This window comes from Halalkalibacter oceani, assembly GCF_023715605.1.
Lineage (GTDB): Bacteria > Bacillota > Bacilli > Bacillales > Bacillaceae_D > Halalkalibacter > Halalkalibacter oceani.
In genome coordinates, this window is record NZ_JAMBOL010000112.1 from 1 (window position 1) to 255 (window position 255).

The following is a 255-nucleotide window of genomic DNA, read 5'->3' on the forward strand; positions in this document are numbered from 1 at the left end:
GTGGAGAACCCCACTCCTCTCTAGACTTTGAAAAACTTGTAGCGACTCCGCACATTGCTTCGCCCAGTCCCCAAAAACAGGGGACTTGGGCTTGATTCTTTCAAAACTAGATCATGATTGTACAAGTGTCAAGAATAGCTTGGATAAGTCCTCGACCGATTAGTATCTGTCAGCTCCACGTGTCGCCACGCTTCCACACCAGACCTATCAACCTCATCATCTCTAAGGGGTCTTACTGGATTAACTCCATGGGAA

General features: G+C 47.5%; 1 rRNA gene. It reads right to left on the reverse strand.

The annotated features are described in order from the left end of the window. Positions 1-139: 139 nt before the first annotated feature. Positions 140-255 (reverse strand): 23S ribosomal RNA (locus M3202_RS22225); the annotation flags it as partial.